The organism is Vibrio sp. 10N.247.311.13, assembly GCF_041467595.1.
GTDB classification, from domain to species: domain Bacteria; phylum Pseudomonadota; class Gammaproteobacteria; order Enterobacterales; family Vibrionaceae; genus Vibrio; species Vibrio crassostreae_C.
Map to the genome: position 1 here is coordinate 1 of NZ_JBFSUX010000050.1, position 16393 is coordinate 16393.

Here is a 16393-nt window from a genome sequence, read left to right on the forward strand (position 1 = left end):
AGCCCTGACCATCTGAATTATCGTCTGAATCTGAACCGGAGCCCTGACCATCTGAATCATCGTCTGATTCTGAATTCTGATTAGCCGATTGTTGTTGCTGTGGTGGTTGCGGTTGCTCTTTAGAAAGACGCTTTAATAAAAGCATAACCTCGATGGTTTCATCTATAGCAGCCACTGTTGAAGGTAATTTACCCCAATTAATCATCCGCTTTTCAATTTCATCAAAAATTGGAGAGTTTGGAGTGCCTAATTTCATCAGTAGATGTCGAGCATCATCACCAAGTTTCTTTAGGTGAGATTGCCCCTCAATTGCAATACCACGACCAGAATACAATAACCAAGCAAATAACAACCCAGCGGGGCCGTCACTTATTATTGGTTCCTGAAAATAACCCTCTTCGAGCAAGTCATAAGTCATTTTCTGAAATACCCAGTAGGCACCAGAAAACTCCTTCATACAAGCAGTCTCTACGCGACAATCTTCAATGATATTGTTGATTGATAAGAACGTGCTTGATTTACCCTTGAGGTGTTTCTCGAAGACTGAGAAGTCACTGAATCGTAAATGACCACCAGCTTCATGAGTAATTTTTGCTTCAACGAGTCGTGACCAAACTTCATCAGAGGGGTCACCAGCATTGATGTAAATATCTCTGCCATTCGTGTAGCAAGTTCGACGGTCAAAATAGATATTTACGTCAAATCGTGCGTGAATATCTGTAATAACTCGCATTGTGTTTTGAACTTCTTGAATTGAAGCCATAAGGTGTTCCTCCAAAAAATAGGATAGAGCTCCCAAAGGGAGCTCATTAGGTTAGGTAGGTGGGGTTAGCCGAACCAGAAGCCGGTTGTTGACGTTTCGCCAGTGACTTCTTCATAGGTAGGAGTACTATTGCCGCTGTCAGTATCAGTAGAAACTACTGAGTCCTTAATCGCGTCAATAATTCTCGGTTCAGATTCATCTGCGACTTCCATCACCGGCACAATGCCATTTAAGATGGAGCCACGTTCTGTAAGGTTATGTACCAATTTAACCGCGTAGGTCATATCAGAGCCTTCGATGTTCCCAGTTTTGGGTAAGGTATCGAACGCTTCATCAAGTTCATCAACCAATCGGTCAAACACAGTGTGTTGGAATGACATTGAGTAAACGTAATCACGAATAGCTCTTATTGGCTTGAAAGTTCGCTGAATCATTGAACTTTTACCAATAATTTTTTCATAAACAACAACAGCTTGCTCCGCGACGTTATCCAAAATCCCTTCCACGATGTAATCAACAGCTTCCTGTTGGTCATCATTGAAATAAGGTTTGAAGGCCATCGGCGGCAACACGTTGAATTGAAAACGTCTAAAGAAATCATCTTTAGGGGTCTTCAATGACTCAATAATTTCAGCCATATCAGGGTTAGCTTTCTTGTGTTCTTCAACTATGGTGTCATAGCGATTATCACGGTCAGCGACTTCTGAATAAAACTCAGCTTGAATTGCCTTGAGTTCAACGAGTAGAGAGTCAAGTTCATCAACTGGAATCGCGGTAACGCGTCCATATCGGACACCTCGGGCTGCAATAGCGCGGCGTGCCTTAGTCTCCAATGTGTTCTTAAACTGCAACTCAGAACGAGGAAACCACTCAATACGGGCTTTACGAGCAATCTTTGAATTCACTTCCTTTTCGTCTAAGAGAGTTTTAGCATTCGCTAACGTTTTCTCTCCATCACGGCCAGAAGTAGTTACATCGATAATCACAAGCCCATTTTCGAGTCGATTAGCAAATTCGCCATCTTGTTGAGCCACTTGGTCAAGTTGATTTTGAGCTACTGTATCGATATCGAGAGTTTGGGTATCGTTGATGTCTTTCATAATTCCTCCAAGGAATAAAAATTGGAGGGACTGATCCCGGTCAGGGAATCTAGTCCCTGAAGGGGTTAGGTAGGTTTGTTAAGGAGTAGCGAACCTAAGTTCGTTTTTGCTGAAACAATTAATCTGTGTAAACTGATATTGCTTCTTCATTTTCTCTTTAACTTTTTTGTCGATGTAGTTACGCGCTAGTAACTCAGACTGATGGGTTTTACGATAGAAGTTAAGCTTTTGGCCTTTGGCTCCGTAAACAACCAGTGTGTCGGCACCAAGGCACGTATATCCCCAAAGCTTATTACTTCCATTGTCATTGCAATGATACATTTTGAACTTGATTGTACTGATATCTAGACCGTCTAAATCCGATCTTGGCAAATCAGCATCATCACACTCTGAATCATTGCTTGTTACTTTTTTGATTGCTCTTTCAACCAGGTATACGGTTGATCGAGAATATGACCATTCTTATCTTTGAACACTTGATCAATAATCTTTTCGATATCAGCTTTGTCACGAGTGTCGCAGCCATTCCAAAATACATTATTAAACGAAGCACGCAGTGGAGCTCTATCACCATTAATTTGAATGTAGTAGCACCAAGACAAAACCACACGAGTTGAAAAAGCCGTTCCAATACCAGATTTGGTTGTTCGATCTCGATTAGGACCTAACATTGCATCACGCATAGCATTAGCAAACTGGATTAACTTCTTAAGTAACTTCTTGTGGTCGCGTAAGAACGGAAATTTACCAATTACCACTTTCTCTTCTACTTCCGTGCGTAAATACGGAAAAGGCACAACGAATGAACGATTTCGAAAAGCCGTATCCCAACGTCGAGACGATGGATACAAACCAGAAATGTCCCCTTCTCCAGAAGTATTACCTAACGTTACAAAACGATAGTTCTGGTGTGGATAGATGATTTCTCCTGTGTCTTCAATAGACCAAGGTTTCGTCATCTCAGAAGGAAGGTGAAGTTTGGCAATAAAATCTAAAGACCCTTTATCACATTCATCAAGCAAAACACATTTTCCGTGTTTCATAGCGTCAGCGATAGGTCCATAAACATATTCCGTTTGACCGTTTGACAACACCCAGCGGCCTTGCATCTTCTCAGGGCGTAATGTCGGGTTAACAGACACCAGCACAGTTGGCCAATTAAGGCGAGCACAAAGCCAAAGCATGAAATCAGTTTTACCAGACCCCGTAGGACCAACCATATGCATGAAGTTAGGTCGTTGAGGTGAGCAAAACCAAGATATAACTTGGGAAAGTTGTTTTTCATCTGGAATATAACCTGCGATTTCGCGAGGTACATCTGGATGACGGTGTTTAGGGATCTGAATAACTGCCGTTACTGCTGCTGGGACAAACGGTTTGAACACGTCGGCCATACGAACAGTAATCATCTCTGAATAATCAATTTCTTCAACAGTAGAAGTTGGTTGGTTATTCGTGTCTACAGTAGTCACAGGGTTAGCATTAGACATAGTTAATTCCTCCAGGAATAAAGTGTGGGGTTAAATTAATATGGGTAGTTAATTAAGGGGTTAAGCTGTCTTGAGAAAGAAAGCTTTATTAGCATCTTCAAGTAGCATTTCTGCTTTATGAAGAAGTTTGGGGTTATTCAGTACCTGAGCCTTTCGAAGAAGGCGCAGAGCGCGCCTTTTTCGTGCTGCAGATACATTTTTCTGGTGAGAAAAATTCATATCCGCGTACCTCGAATTATTGCTGATTAAAAGCACGCTGACGGAAATTTCCGTTACCTGATTGTGGTCGGAATTGACGTTGTGTAGAGTCATTGTGTTGTGCATTGTTTGCATTGTGCTGTGGAGCATTCTGCTGTGGTGCATTGTACGATGGGCCATTATTAGCATTGTGCTGTTGAGCATTGTGCTGTGGTGCGTTGTTATTCGCAGGAGCATTTTGCTGTGGAGCGTTTTGCTGTGGCGCGTTGTTATGCGCTGGACCATTGTTTTGTGGGGATTGATTCGCAGCTTTTAAGCTTTGAAGTTCGAACTTCTTAACCATACCAAGAACACGACTAACGCGGAATTCATGTCCAGTGACATTATTGCCGTTTTTGTCGGTGTAATCGTTAGTAGAGAGTTCAGTTTCGACCATTAAAGAATCACCTTTGTCTAAACCTTGTTTGAAGTTCTGATCAAAAGTTTTTTGTGAAATTGACAGGCGAGCCCAGTGGGTTTCATCTTGCCAATTTTGTTGCTCATCTTTAAATGAACGAGTTAATGCAATTGAAACATTGTACCAAGTACTGCCATTTGCATTTTTCTGTTCAATCGAACCAACATTGCCGCCAAGCGTAAAGTTACACAATGAAGGTAGTCCAAATTGATTAACAGAATTGCCATCAATTTCGCCTAACACATTATGAAGTTCATAATAAGTATGCGTAAGTTCGCTGTTATTGTTACCAGTGAATTTACACGTCTTAAGAGATACTTTACACACATAACCAACACCGACTGGAAACTCTAATTGCCCATGGGCAAAAAGTTGAATCTGGTTAGTACGTGACTGCATTTGGTTTTGACCGTCTACCCAAGAGGTAACTTGATCGGCCCAGATGGTCGTGTTGCCATTCTCAATTTGAGAACCAGTAACTACGAATGCGATAAGGCCATTGTTTGAACGGAAAGGTTTCATAATTAATTCCTCATTAATAAAATAACGTGGAACTATAGATAGAGTAATCCCCTAGTGGGATATCTATAGCCCACTTTAGGGTCAGGTTTATGACTTAAAAAAGTCACTGGGGACATAGAATAAATCTATGGGAGAATTGCTATTAGCTCTCCAACTAAGGGAGAAAAGTATCACTTTAAAAAAGTGAAAAAATTTCTCGGGTAAATCACCTATAGTAAACCCCAAGAACGGGAGACTTTTGTAAATTAAGCGCAGCTTTTTTAGTGTTTAACTTTTCCGTAAGCTAAGAAGCGTTCAAAAACTCATTTTTTAGCTGTTGCAGTTTTTCTGCCTGAGCTGCCGAATCTGGCTCTTCATTTCGCTGTTGTACGGCCAACTCAATTCGATCTGGAACCGCCTCTCTCAAAAATGACAACTGCTCTTTGAAGAAACACAGTCGCAAGTACTTCTCAGCTCTTGTTATCCCCACATACAACAAGCGACGCTCTTCCTCCCAATGCTTTTCGCCTAAACCATCTTTATCTGGTTGCGGAATTCTTTCATCTTGACAGCTCAATATCGCGACTTTCGGAAACTCTAGTCCTTTAGAGCCATGCAACGTAGCGATCACTACCTCATCTGTACCAATCTTTTCAGCCTTTTTAGCGTTTATTTTGGTTATCCGGTCATGAAACTGATCTGCGGCCTTAGCCAAACTGCCAAGTGACGCAGCTGTTTTGGTTAGGATGTCAGCCATCGCTCCAAGAGCCGCAGGAGAGTTCATATTTCGTTGCGCCATCACCATTGAAATGATCTTTCGTTGATACTCGGCGTTGACCGTTTTGCTTGGCTCTTTTGGGACACCTTCATGCATGAACATTTCAAAAATTGATTGGGTGTGGATTAGCAATGATTGGCTTTGGGTTAAGGTGGTTACCGTCCCAATAAAGTCGATTCCATTTGATTTAGCACTTTTCGCCATATCAATCATCACCTCATCTTCATGCATGTAAGCTAAGAAATCTTGTAGATACCGACTGTTACGGTGTGTCAGCATCCACATCAACTTGATATAACAAATTACATCGGCTGACTCAAAGAAGCTCTTACCGCCGAGGCGCTTAACTTTCACTTTATGTTTGGACAACTCCAGCTCAACTGTATCGATTTCTTTATTGGTTCTAGCCAGTACCGCCCACCCGCCTTGATCGGCAAGGATACCTTCAACAACACTTTCAACTTGATGGTCTTCATCCTTAAAACCATGACAATCGACAACACCGCCCTCCTCTACGTGTGACCTTAATTCTTTGGGAATTCGTTCTACATTGTGTTGAATTAGGTTGTTGGCCACATTCAGTATTGCTGGTGGACATCGATAACAAATTTTTAAGCTGTAGGCTTTCGCGTTTAGATCAGCTTGCATGTTACGGAAGTTATCGACCCCTCTTGCATTTCGAAAGGCATAGATTGATTGGTCATCGTCTCCAACAACCATGATGCAACAACCTCGTTTAGCGTGCTCGTAAAGAAACATATATTGGAGATCGTCGGAATCCTGAAACTCATCAGCACATATGTGAGTAACGCCTAAAGTTTCTGACAGTGGTCGAATTGTTCCATCTCGCAGACCATGAATAACGTCGCGAGATATCTGATTTAGGTCGACTTTGCCCTCTTTTCGCATGATGCTTTCATAAGCTGCAAAAAGTTTCAGTTTGATAGATGAGAATTCTGAGCGAGGTATAGTTAAATACTGTCCGATCGTACTTATCGTTTTCTCTGCTTCCTCATAACTCATCGCCACATGACAAGCACGCATCGCTCGCTCAATATAGATGTTTAAGTGTCCACCCATAACAATCATTTTATATGAGTTCGTCTGACGCCAAAGCTGCACAGCCATAGAATGAAAAGTACTTGGAAATACACGAAGAGTCTGACTTCTTGGCATTGTCGACTTAAGCCTACGTTTTAAGTTGGTAGCCGCTGCATCTGTGAACGTCAGCATGGCAATTGCGTGTTGCTCAGAATCGGTAAGCACCCGTTCAGCATAACGCACTGACACTTCAGTTTTACCTGAACCGGGCAATGCAACAACCATGATATGGCCTTCCGCATTAACGCAAAGATGTTGATCTGGATTTAACATATACGTGACTCGTACTGCTTCATGGATTTGAATATGTACATCAGAGTAGGAGATTATTTAGCTACAAAGTTCAATTAACGAAGGAAATTCACTTTGTTACATCGTTTCGACATCCGTCACTAATTTTGAAAATAATCCGAAGCTTCCCCCCATTTCCCCCCGTTTTCATTGGCTGGTTTTGTGTATTTTTCGGCTCATGATGTATAAATGTAAGTAGATTTAATAAATACTCATACAGTTTCACTTGGCTAAGGAAGACAGAATTATGGACCTATTCAAAACAGCATCAGTCATTACCGCCGCTTTACTCTTGAATGCATGTGCGTCCAATAGTGCAAAATACGAAGTACCGGAATTAGGCACATCAAGTATCGCGCTCCAAGTTACCCGTTCAGCAGGAAGTGGAACGATCATCGAAGACCAAACCTTACCTAAAGGTGCAATTTCGGATGTGGGAATCGGTGGCTATGTGGGGTCTACGTTATTAGGGCTACCATTGGGCTCTATGGCAACGGGTTTCGGATTGGCCATCCTAGCGGATCAAAAGTACGGTTGGGATCGAAGAAACCTAGTTATGTACTTGGATGCTGATACTTATAGTGGCTTAGACGAGTATGAAATGTGTAAGGTTGTCATGTCTAAAATGGATGAGGTAATGGTTCCTTCATTCGACACACTTCAATCCTTTACCAAAAAACCATTGTCGCCAGATTCGAAGTTTTACGATGAAAGATACAATGGTGGTGAAAGCCTTTGTGTTGAAGGGTATCCACTTGATTCAAACGTGGACTCCCACGCAGCGATATATTTCAGAGGAGTGGACACTGCCTTCTTAGGGACGAGAGTCGGTGTACGGTCTATTTCGGAACCTTTCAGTACAGACGTGTTCGATGCTGACCTTAAAAAGCAGATCCCAGATACAAATGTCATCGCGGTCAGATTTACTTATTACAGTAGCCTGATAGCACACATGCAATACAGCGACGCTGAAACAACAGGCTTTGTAAATGCCAATGGCTTATCCACCAGCCCTTCTATTAAGCTCCCGACCGCTACTTTTATGAGTTTACCGATGAAGGAATATATCGCTGATTCTCAGTACATTCCTAACATCAATGCAGTGCGTAACAATGACACGGTGTACTATTTCGTTAAGCCGGTTGATGGACAGCAGTTCACTCAAAAGTTGTCGGAGTATCACTCGACGGTCACTGAGATTCTTGAACGCGCCAAAAACAAAAACTCGCATACAAAAGTTTCTACGCAGTAAGGAGCCCGAATATGGAACAATTCATGACAGTGGTTTTTAAGTTTAAAGAGGGGGCGTCCTTACCCAAGAAGTTGACACAAGCGTTCTGCGCGGATTCGAAGTATGAAGATGTTGAAATAACCGCTATCTCGTGCGACGACGAAATCAGTCGTGTTGAGCAACTAGAAGCAGACAGCTAAATAGTCAATATGAATACAAAGGGCTTACATTGTAAGCCCTTTTTCATGTTTCGAAGTCAGCAGTATCATTGATGGTTAGTTATCCGTGATATACGCCATGTACTTCTCTAGGCGGCACTCATAGAAATTAAGGTCATCGACCCACAGAGAAATCAGCTGTTCTTTGCCTTGGAATGGGGCGACAGAACGTAATTTCTCAAGTAGACCATTTTGTTCACTCTTTGGCGCACGAAGGGTAACGTTGATACCCGTTCCCCCTGTATTCGCCTCCACGATAACTTTACCCCTTGTACAGTGACTTTGTAGTACTGCTAACCCAGCTTGTAATTCAGTGAGTTGATTCATGCCATTTGTCCTTTATAAATGAAATCTAGTCGTCCAAAATCGATAACGGAGAGTCACACACTGGTGGTCTAGGGTAAACCGAGCAATCTAAGTTACCAGGCATTGCCGCATCATGCGTTTCTTTCAAGTTTGCATCAGCGTCAGTTGACTCGAATCGCGCTTGGTTAAGGTCCACAGGATTCAATGCATCATCATTGTTCGGCATCCAAGCTTGGCTCGACAGTGTATCGATATTTAAGTCATCATGTTCAACGGCTAACCCAGAGGCCATGATCAAGTTTTCCCATTCGGTTAAATCTATGGCGTCCCAATCCAACTCACTGACTTGTTCAAGCGTCATACCAGAACATTGTCCATTTCTAGGATCTAGGCTGATATTCAGTTGAGGCGCAGCCTGCTCCATGATGATACGCCCCAATGGACTTGGGTAGCAGCAATAGTGCTTCCGTTTTATCAGACAGCCGAAAGGGGTATCTTTATGGCAACTGGTAGAGGCATATATACATTGTTGTTGGTCAAGCTTCATACCCATGCCCATTTCGAGGTCGTCGCACTCCGAAATCATCATTGCGCCCAATTTAATCAGCTGATACGCGGCATACACGGCCATAATTGTTGCAAATGCACCAGAGACAGCTGGGTTGAGTGACACTGTGGTAGTGGCTGTTGAACCCGTCCCCTCAGTCACGGTATCAAAGATGGCATCTCGAATTGCATCTGGGATCAAATCCGCGACCTTTTTCATCAATTCACCTTTGATTTCGTCTAACAAGCTCTCTGTGGCGGCCTCCGCTGCGGCCTCTCCAACTTCACCCGTGACATTACGAACTGCAAAATCCCATCCAGCGCTCACGGCATCGGTTACATAAGTTACTGTGTCGGTGACAGGAGTCGGGTAACTCGACGCCCACGAACCGAATCCCGCACCCGAACTAGCCAATCCAGCCAATGATTGCTCCATTGCGTAGTGATGATAGACCCCTTTGATATAATCGAAGATATTAGTTTGGCCTGCGGATAGCGTGCAGCAATTGAAGCCAAGTCCTGTTTGCTCGATACCGCAATATGACACTTCACCATTGAAAACTTTGCAGGTAGAGACATCATCTGGATTTTCACATTCCATGTTCGATTTGATGTCTTCGAGCATTTTGAACGTTGCCATCGCTTCTGCAAAATCATCATTCATCTCTAGCTCGGAATAGCGGCAATCTCCACCCACACACTGCATTTCACCCGTGCAGATGTCTTCCTCCATCGTGTACGAGTAGTTTCCGTTTGTGTAGGTATTACATTCGTAAACTGACTCTTGAACGTAGGCTCGACCCGTTATCGGGTCAACAAAGGCTGGATTTTGTTCAATTAACGCACAATCAGCACTGTTTCTGTATGGCTCGCATCGGTCCGGAATATTGGCATTAAATTCAGTGAAAGAAGTACAAACCCGCTCATTGCTTTCAGGCCAATAAGGTTGGCCACAAATTTGCTGATCAGGTAAGGGGTTACATTCATAGTTGACGGCGTTGGCCTTTAGACACTCTTTACCATCGCTCGTTTGGCCAGCACGAGGAACATTTATCGGCAAGCCAATCAAAAACGGATCGTAATCGTCTATATGCGCGGCTTCTGTATCGACGCACTCCCAACCACCATAGCTACACATCATGCCTTGTTGTCCACCACTTTGATTCAAAGGGTTGCTACAATCTGGGTTAATGTATATTTCGTCGCCTTCATTACCGAACACACCACACGTTGATGGGTCTTGAATCCACCCAAGTTCAGCAGCACAACCTACAGGCGATTGTTCTATGAATTCTCGTGGGTCGATTGGATCCACGGTACGAACTAGGATGGTGGCTTTACCTTCCCCTCCACCACCAACACCGAGGCGCATTTTGAATTTGACAATACCGCGATTAGAAGCGCGAGCGGCTTCAAATTGGCCTGTTATATTGGTATTCGTTGTAAAGACTCGGCTAGAGCTGAATTCACAATTGGTATGCTGGTATGGAAAGCCAGTTTCGTCTACATATGGGTGCGCCCAATTGCCGTTTTCATCATAATCAGGGTATGTAGAACCGCTATTGCCAAACCAATACGACTTGGTAGGAACGTATTGATAAACGATTTCGTCATTAAGAGTAAACTGAATGACATCATCCACCCACACGCGTTCAAAGGTCACGGAGCTGATACGCACATCGTCTTCGAGTTCAAATTCAACAAAGTTAATTTTGTGGTAACACCCCATTCCGTGGTCATTTGTGCCGTTATTTGTAGGGTCACCTACCGTCAACCTGAAGGTATGAGAATCCAGAATTTCTACATCACCACTCCCCGAACGCTTTTTCAAAGGGTAAGTTGTGTGTCGCGTCAGTTCACACTTCATTAAGTTCGAACGATCGGGTTCCATGCATTCATTTTGCACTTTTCCGACATACTCCCTGTTTACTGAATACGTGTTTGTTTCAGTGGTGCAGGCACTATAAAAGTCAGAATCTGAATCTTCGAGGTTATTGGCTAAGTCTTTAAAGATGTTGTCAGCATCGACCATGATAGCGTCATCGGACTCTAGCTTTTGGTAATTGTCGTTATAGTTCAGTTTTAAGGTGTTGTATGCCTTAGCGTCATAATCTGACTCACTGCCAACTGTGTTGCTAGAAAATCTATCAGAGACACCTTGCCCTGAATCTCTGAGTTTGTTTTCATTTTGATAGGCTTGGTAAGCGTCGAATTGCCCTTCTGATCCAACACGCTCAACATCCAATCCAAACAATTCTGAGTTGCCTAGCGAGTTACCACCTACAGTAGCATTACCACCGCTGTAAGTAGGTGTTTGAAAGTTTCCGTATATCTCATCAAGTGACATATCCTGTGCGTAGGTCACCGTTGAGGTAGATGCATACAGCACACCGATAAAAGAAACATGAAAGATCTGAACCAGAAACGCGAACAAGCTAAAGTGAGTCAGTATTCGATTAAACATAACGCCCTGCCTTTTTCTCAAAACAAGATCAGGTTAATCCCGTAACACTTAAAAAATTTCAAATAGCGAGGGCATTTTGAGTTTTTGTTAAACGAATACAAAAAACCACCCGTTAGGGTGGCTCTCTAAAGTTACCTTAAGCAGCAATCATTCCAAGAATACAAAAGATAAACGAACGCTTCCCGACCAGGGACCAATCGCCCGTTCCCCCACTTAAGAACGCTGTCACCGAGTTTATGACAACAACCTGTTGATAGTGGAATTGAAGATCCTCCCCCACCTTTAGGTTGCGAGCTCGCCTCTCTTACTGGGTAAAGCATGGATGAACGATATTGTGTTTTTGGCAACATTGGCGCGTAGTTCGGTTCACAACTGTCTTGAATCATATGATTACCCATTGTCAGCTGTGCTTGCCCACGTCGGTGTAGAGTGGCCATCAAACGCGTGGTTAACAACGAAGTGCCACGTACCGGATCGTCACTGTACTGATTATTACCAGTCATTGGGTAAAGGTTCCCTGAACACCCAGCACAAAAATAGTTTTCAACCACCTCTCCACCAGCCAGTATTTGAGCGCAATCGGCTGTACAGATAGACGTCGCTATTGGGTTCGAAAAGATAACGGTTTCCGGAAACATCACGAACGCCAACAAATCATCTTGATACAACGGGTCGGCTTCGGAAAAGTACGCCAAATCCAATGTTGTCGCCCCATCATAGGTACAATCCGCATTGGCAAACATTTCAATCATTTGCATTACTGGGTAAACCCAATATTTATAGTGAAAAAAAGAAGTTTCTGTATCGTCAATCGCTGTTTCTGTTCGGCCTTGTCCAGCACGGGTATTATCGTCTGCCAAACGAACACCGAATGAAGGCATGCAGTATGGCGTTGGTGAAAAAGATACGATCCTTGATGGTTGGAAGAATCCGAGCGGTATACCCCATTCAGGGACACCTAGCTCATCAGCACACATGCAAAAAGGCTTGCTCGAAGCGGCACCTTTAGGCGCGTCCCCACCAATACCGGCTAGTCGAATTGGAAGTAAACAGCTCCAACACATACCGTCGATGACTGTACTCAAGATGTTGGCATCGGGACATAAGTCGCCTGCTTTGTCGTTATCCGCAGCCACAGAATATAAGCTCGCCATGCTTATCATTGTGGACATCAAACCAATCAAAAAGAACCTAATCATATGTTCCTCCCTTTAGTTCTTATTCACTTGCTCTATCACAACACCAGCAGCGTCAATACCTTGTTCTTTAATGTTGTTCACGGAATTCGAGAAGTTTGGGTTATCTTTCATTAGCTGATCTGCAGCATCAATGCTTGATTCAGTAATGTCCCTCACAGAGTTGGCTAGATTGGGCTGTGTATCAGCCAACCACACACCGAGAGCGACGCCGAAACCAATAAGTACGAGATTCTTAATCATGTTGTGTTTTCCTTAACTAGTTTGTTTTGGATTGATTGAACGGTGTAGGTTGGCCACCGTCAGCTACTTGTAGGTTGACCTGAGTGACTGTTTGCGCTGAATACTCATTTATCTGGAACATACCCTCATCGGTACTAATTAACCGAGTCGGGGTCACTTCCAAATCAAATCGATCGATGACTTCTTTAGTCAGGATGGTCACGTCATAGGTGAACTTCTTATTTAACTCAGATATGTGGTCAAACCCCCTATCCTTGTCGATACGTGTAGAAATGAGTTTCACTTTCCCGCGAGATTCATTGAGAGACATGTACTTTACAAACTCCACTTCCTGTTCGTCGGTCGCATCAAAGATAAACATGGTTAAATGTGCAGGTACTATGTCGTGGTTTTTAAGCGGCTTGAGGGGATTTATTAACTCTCCTTTCTTGGCCAGAATAAGACCATTCACCGCTTTCACATCAGCAGTGGCTATTACTGTTGGGTCAAAGTCGAACTCACGGTCTTTCGCGGCTGGTGGAAGAGTATGAAAACTGCGGTTATGCCAGTGGCGTGCTATTGCTTGTTTTTGTTCCGTTTCCCAATCCACGGCCCTCATTCTATTTTTTGACTCTTCAATGAAGCTTTTTTCTGCGATAGGAAATATGGACCCCATTTCACCAAGGAATACCTCGGAGCCGTCATAATCAGGGTTTGCTGCCGCGCTTTCCGTCTCGTTCTGTAAGTAGCTTGCGCTGATTAGACCTTTCACTTTCCCGACGAGTTTTGTGTTATCGGATAATTTGCGCTCATAAACCATCGTTGGAACTTGTTCAATGTTGAAACGCTCGAATGCCATTGGATCCATGTAAACAGCGGCTTTATTGATTCGTTTCAGTTTGTCTGGGTTCTCGGCATGCGTGCGTATGTCATCTTGAGCATTAGCCAGTTTGACCTTTAATTGCCACAAACCTTTAATCATATCTGGTACGCCCACGTCGCCAGGTCGTAAGCCGTTAAACACAACACGGCCTCCCCACTCTGCAGCGAGCTCTAGCACCTCTTTCATTTGGTGATCAGGCATTGAACTCGACACGAATATCCAAAAAACAGTGTTCGCTTCTTCATCGTCGTATTTGTTGTCTACTTTTTGACTTGGAGACGAAGGGTTAGGCTGCTCAATGCTTATCGAATCGAGATTATCAATTGTCAATGTGGAGGGATCGAATGCTAAGGGTTTTGGTTGTCCTTCATTGACAATGGAATTGGCTTGATACTGAGTTTGGTTATCATCGATAACATCTTGAAGGGCTCTGAAATTGATATCTGGCGTATCGTCCTTGCGATATTCGATAAGAGAGTCCGATTGGTCAGAAATAGTACTGTTCAACAACTTGGCGTGATCCGCCATTTGTTTCAGTTCTTTCATCATTTTAGGGTTCAAGTTACTTGCATCTAAAACTGCTTGAGTACCTTCAACTTCATGGGCGTTGGATATGATGTCGTTACTTCGTTGTACATTGTCCAGATCTTCTTGAGTGAGTTGTCCGTTAGCCAACGCGTAAGTCGCAATGAATGAAGTTAGTAACAAGACGTTGTGTGCCTTAGAGAAATGCATAGCCAACTCCGATAATTTGAGAGTGTTCAACTAAACCCCAGTATCTTGAATCAAAAGAGGTAGGTAGCGTGCCAAGAGCGAAATATTGACCTTCAGGGACAACGAAAGTTTTATTGAGGGTATCGAAGTCGATTTGGGCATAATTAATCATTCGACGAGCATCAGCCGCATAACGAATGACCTCCCCATCTTTGGTGGTCACGGTGACTCCATCCAAGTCAAAGGTCACGGTATCGCCAGCAACACCAGCTGCTATTTTCAAGAAATTGGTGCCATGTGCGAAATAAGGTTGTGCGTTAAGCGACAGGAAGGACATGAGTTGCCCACGCTTGGGGAAATGATTCTTAGAGTCGATGACAGCGGCCTTGATAGGTAAACAACCCAATGCTGTTGGGACCAATGAAATCTGATACCGACCACTAAGTAACAATACGGCCAACACTAAGCCAACGAGCGTGCCGAATATTTTGATATATGTGTACTGTGTAATGTTCATACGCCGCCATTATCGAAACATTGATAAACTGGATATACGTAATCTTCACACTTTATTTAGTCATAAAATCCAAATAGGCAGCCAAATATTGATGACTATTTGATCTATTTGCTGTGCTTTTAAAAAAATTGGGAATGATAAGTACAACACATCAAGAAATGCTAATATATGAAATCGAACGCATCAAAGACACTCGATGGTATGAAAAACACAAACTCTTTAACGTTGATTGACTCAACCTTAACCCATAACGCTCTGGTCGACTTAACAGCCGTATTAAAGCAAGCACTGTTGCAATCTGAACTCGCTCTACAGTCGTCATTAGAAGCCAACCAAACATTGATTGACCCTTACCCTGTCATCCCTCTGCGCATTCTGACTGAAGGCATACGTAGTGCTTACTATCAAAATACCGGATACTCAGCAGATACGTTTTTAAGCCCCTATGCTGATGAGTCCCCCACCGTTTACTACCGCTTGTGCGTCCATACGAAACAATTGCTATCGGATATCGAAACACACATCGAACAAAGCTCGCCAAAATCTAAATAGCGAGTGCGAAGTTGTATAACCCTGTTAAATGTCATGCAGGGATTCCTTTTATGAACACGTCAACATTTTCACCAAACAATCGTCCAATTCAGAAGCCTCAAAATAACAATGGTCCATCGACTGCTAACGTACATTCGATGCCTGCAAACGGACCAAGCCAAAACCAACCTCAGAACCAACCTCAGAACCAACCTCAGAACAACCAAGCGTTAGCGCGATCTGTACCACCAGCAAATAACCCGCAACAGGAAGGAAACAAACACAATCCATTCAAAGCAAATAACCCTGCGCCTGATTCGAATTCGCTGCGCCAGATCCGAGCACATGGTTACAAAGTTCATGGCGGTAAAGCAGCGTTAGAAGTGAAGCCGGACGAAAAGCTGAAGTCGAGCCAACAGGGTATTGTTGATGAAAATGGCGAGCAAAATATTTTCTATACCATTCGTTTAGAAGCTGCCCTTAGTAATAACTCAACTGATCGCTCATACAACTGGAAAGATAAGGTCGCGATTCAACTCACAGACATCGAATTGCCATTGTTCATTGGTGTATGTTTGGGTTATTACCAAAAGATAAGTTTCAGCAATCATGGTGTCGGCGGTGAGAAATCATCGAAATTCTTTGGCGTAGAACACCAAGGTACGAAAGTCTTTTTCCAAGTAGGTCAGAAGGACAAATCGGTCAGACCCGTACCAGTAAGCCTTCCACAAAGTATGCATATTGGATTAATGGCCCTAGAGGTCTACTGCAGAAACTTTCCGGGAGTGGATTCCAATACAGTACTGAACTCAATTTCCAGTATGTGCGGAATGTACATATCGCAACAGACACTGGAGATTAAAGACAAGGTATAAAATCAACGGTA

Annotated in this window: 16 protein-coding genes; 4 read left to right on the top strand and 12 right to left on the bottom strand. The window is 43.3% G+C overall.

Annotated features, from left to right (window positions below):
- The 6 genes from AB6E52_RS17530 to AB6E52_RS17555 form a co-directional block, all read right to left on the bottom strand.
- Nucleotides 1–763, bottom strand: a 763-nt coding sequence (locus AB6E52_RS17530) for a hypothetical protein (RefSeq protein ID WP_372189966.1), incomplete at its 3' end; no start/stop codon positions are given.
- A gap of 65 nt (nt 764–828) precedes the next feature.
- Nucleotides 829–1863, bottom strand: a complete 1035-nt coding sequence (locus tag AB6E52_RS17535; RefSeq protein WP_081230317.1) for a DUF3150 domain-containing protein — start codon at nt 1861–1863, stop codon at nt 829–831.
- A gap of 404 nt (nt 1864–2267) precedes the next feature.
- A complete protein-coding gene (locus AB6E52_RS17540; protein ID WP_081230315.1) occupies nt 2268–3353 on the bottom strand; it encodes an AAA family ATPase in 1086 nt (361 codons plus the stop codon).
- Nucleotides 3354–3413: 60 nt separating this feature from the next.
- Entirely contained in the window at nt 3414–3572 is a 159-nt protein-coding gene (locus AB6E52_RS17545; RefSeq protein ID WP_154723760.1) for a hypothetical protein, read from the bottom strand.
- A 16-nt stretch (nt 3573–3588) separates the two neighbouring features.
- On the bottom strand, nt 3589–4530 hold the full coding sequence (locus AB6E52_RS17550; RefSeq protein ID WP_372134477.1) for a single-stranded DNA-binding protein: 942 nt from the start codon (nt 4528–4530) through the stop codon (nt 3589–3591).
- A gap of 283 nt (nt 4531–4813) precedes the next feature.
- Nucleotides 4814–6661 (bottom strand): ATP-dependent helicase, encoded by a 1848-nt coding sequence (locus AB6E52_RS17555; protein ID WP_372134478.1) that lies wholly within the window; start codon nt 6659–6661, stop codon nt 4814–4816.
- Nucleotides 6662–6926: 265 nt separating this feature from the next.
- Here AB6E52_RS17555 and AB6E52_RS17560 point away from each other — a divergent pair, with 265 nt between their 5' ends.
- Nucleotides 6927–7931, top strand: a complete 1005-nt coding sequence (locus tag AB6E52_RS17560) for a hypothetical protein (protein WP_136987061.1) — start codon at nt 6927–6929, stop codon at nt 7929–7931.
- Nucleotides 7932–7942: 11 nt separating this feature from the next.
- Nucleotides 7943–8110: a hypothetical protein gene (locus tag AB6E52_RS17565; RefSeq protein ID WP_165919345.1), complete on the top strand. Its 168-nt coding sequence runs from the start codon at nt 7943–7945 to the stop codon at nt 8108–8110.
- Nucleotides 8111–8185: 75 nt separating this feature from the next.
- Here AB6E52_RS17565 and AB6E52_RS17570 read toward each other — a convergent pair whose 3' ends face one another.
- The 6 genes from AB6E52_RS17570 to AB6E52_RS17595 form a co-directional block, all read right to left on the bottom strand.
- Nucleotides 8186–8455: a hypothetical protein gene (locus tag AB6E52_RS17570; protein WP_136987062.1), complete on the bottom strand. Its 270-nt coding sequence runs from the start codon at nt 8453–8455 to the stop codon at nt 8186–8188.
- A gap of 25 nt (nt 8456–8480) precedes the next feature.
- Nucleotides 8481–11444, bottom strand: a complete 2964-nt coding sequence (gene traN / locus AB6E52_RS17575) for a conjugal transfer protein TraN (protein WP_136987063.1) — start codon at nt 11442–11444, stop codon at nt 8481–8483.
- A 131-nt stretch (nt 11445–11575) separates the two neighbouring features.
- Nucleotides 11576–12643: a TraU family protein gene (locus tag AB6E52_RS17580; RefSeq protein ID WP_081230309.1), complete on the bottom strand. Its 1068-nt coding sequence runs from the start codon at nt 12641–12643 to the stop codon at nt 11576–11578.
- A 12-nt stretch (nt 12644–12655) separates the two neighbouring features.
- Complete coding sequence (locus AB6E52_RS17585) at nt 12656–12883, bottom strand: hypothetical protein (RefSeq protein ID WP_081230308.1); 228 nt, start codon at nt 12881–12883, stop codon at nt 12656–12658.
- 16 nt (nt 12884–12899) lie between these two features.
- Nucleotides 12900–14480 (bottom strand): TrbC family F-type conjugative pilus assembly protein, encoded by a 1581-nt coding sequence (locus tag AB6E52_RS17590; protein ID WP_136987065.1) that lies wholly within the window; start codon nt 14478–14480, stop codon nt 12900–12902.
- Nucleotides 14467–14976 carry a S26 family signal peptidase gene (locus AB6E52_RS17595; protein ID WP_086714935.1) on the bottom strand — a complete coding sequence of 170 codons (510 nt, stop codon included), beginning with the start codon at nt 14974–14976 and terminating at the stop codon, nt 14467–14469. The genes AB6E52_RS17590 and AB6E52_RS17595 overlap by 14 nt, the downstream gene beginning before the upstream one ends.
- Before the next feature lie 201 nt (nt 14977–15177).
- Here AB6E52_RS17595 and AB6E52_RS17600 point away from each other — a divergent pair, with 201 nt between their 5' ends.
- Together AB6E52_RS17600 and AB6E52_RS17605 are read left to right on the top strand one after the other, a co-directional pair.
- Complete coding sequence (locus AB6E52_RS17600; protein ID WP_133150988.1) at nt 15178–15528, top strand: hypothetical protein; 351 nt, start codon at nt 15178–15180, stop codon at nt 15526–15528.
- Nucleotides 15529–15578: 50 nt separating this feature from the next.
- The gene (locus AB6E52_RS17605) at nt 15579–16382 is read left to right on the top strand and encodes a hypothetical protein (RefSeq protein ID WP_136987066.1); all 804 of its coding nucleotides are present in this window, start codon (nt 15579–15581) and stop codon (nt 16380–16382) included.
- The last annotated feature ends 11 nt before the right edge of the window (nt 16383–16393 follow it).

Excerpts from the sequence above, each read along its gene's own strand:
- AB6E52_RS17560 (WP_136987061.1), top strand. The coding sequence starts at position 6,927 with ATGGACCTATTCAAAACAGCATCAGTCATTACCGCCGCTTTACTCTTG.
- AB6E52_RS17565 (WP_165919345.1), top strand. The coding sequence starts at position 7,943 with ATGGAACAATTCATGACAGTGGTTTTTAAGTTTAAAGAGGGGGCGTCC.
- AB6E52_RS17535 (WP_081230317.1), bottom strand. The coding sequence starts at position 1,863 with ATGAAAGACATCAACGATACCCAAACTCTCGATATCGATACAGTAGCT.
- traN (WP_136987063.1), bottom strand. The coding sequence starts at position 11,444 with ATGTTTAATCGAATACTGACTCACTTTAGCTTGTTCGCGTTTCTGGTT.
- AB6E52_RS17605 (WP_136987066.1), top strand. The coding sequence starts at position 15,579 with ATGAACACGTCAACATTTTCACCAAACAATCGTCCAATTCAGAAGCCT.
- AB6E52_RS17585 (WP_081230308.1), bottom strand. The coding sequence starts at position 12,883 with ATGATTAAGAATCTCGTACTTATTGGTTTCGGCGTCGCTCTCGGTGTG.
- AB6E52_RS17555 (WP_372134478.1), bottom strand. The coding sequence starts at position 6,661 with ATGTTAAATCCAGATCAACATCTTTGCGTTAATGCGGAAGGCCATATC.
- AB6E52_RS17590 (WP_136987065.1), bottom strand. The coding sequence starts at position 14,480 with ATGCATTTCTCTAAGGCACACAACGTCTTGTTACTAACTTCATTCATT.
- AB6E52_RS17595 (WP_086714935.1), bottom strand. The coding sequence starts at position 14,976 with ATGAACATTACACAGTACACATATATCAAAATATTCGGCACGCTCGTT.
- AB6E52_RS17600 (WP_133150988.1), top strand. The coding sequence starts at position 15,178 with ATGAAAAACACAAACTCTTTAACGTTGATTGACTCAACCTTAACCCAT.
- AB6E52_RS17570 (WP_136987062.1), bottom strand. The coding sequence starts at position 8,455 with ATGAATCAACTCACTGAATTACAAGCTGGGTTAGCAGTACTACAAAGT.
- AB6E52_RS17550 (WP_372134477.1), bottom strand. The coding sequence starts at position 4,530 with ATGAAACCTTTCCGTTCAAACAATGGCCTTATCGCATTCGTAGTTACT.
- AB6E52_RS17580 (WP_081230309.1), bottom strand. The coding sequence starts at position 12,643 with ATGATTAGGTTCTTTTTGATTGGTTTGATGTCCACAATGATAAGCATG.
- AB6E52_RS17545 (WP_154723760.1), bottom strand. The coding sequence starts at position 3,572 with ATGAATTTTTCTCACCAGAAAAATGTATCTGCAGCACGAAAAAGGCGC.
- AB6E52_RS17540 (WP_081230315.1), bottom strand. The coding sequence starts at position 3,353 with ATGTCTAATGCTAACCCTGTGACTACTGTAGACACGAATAACCAACCA.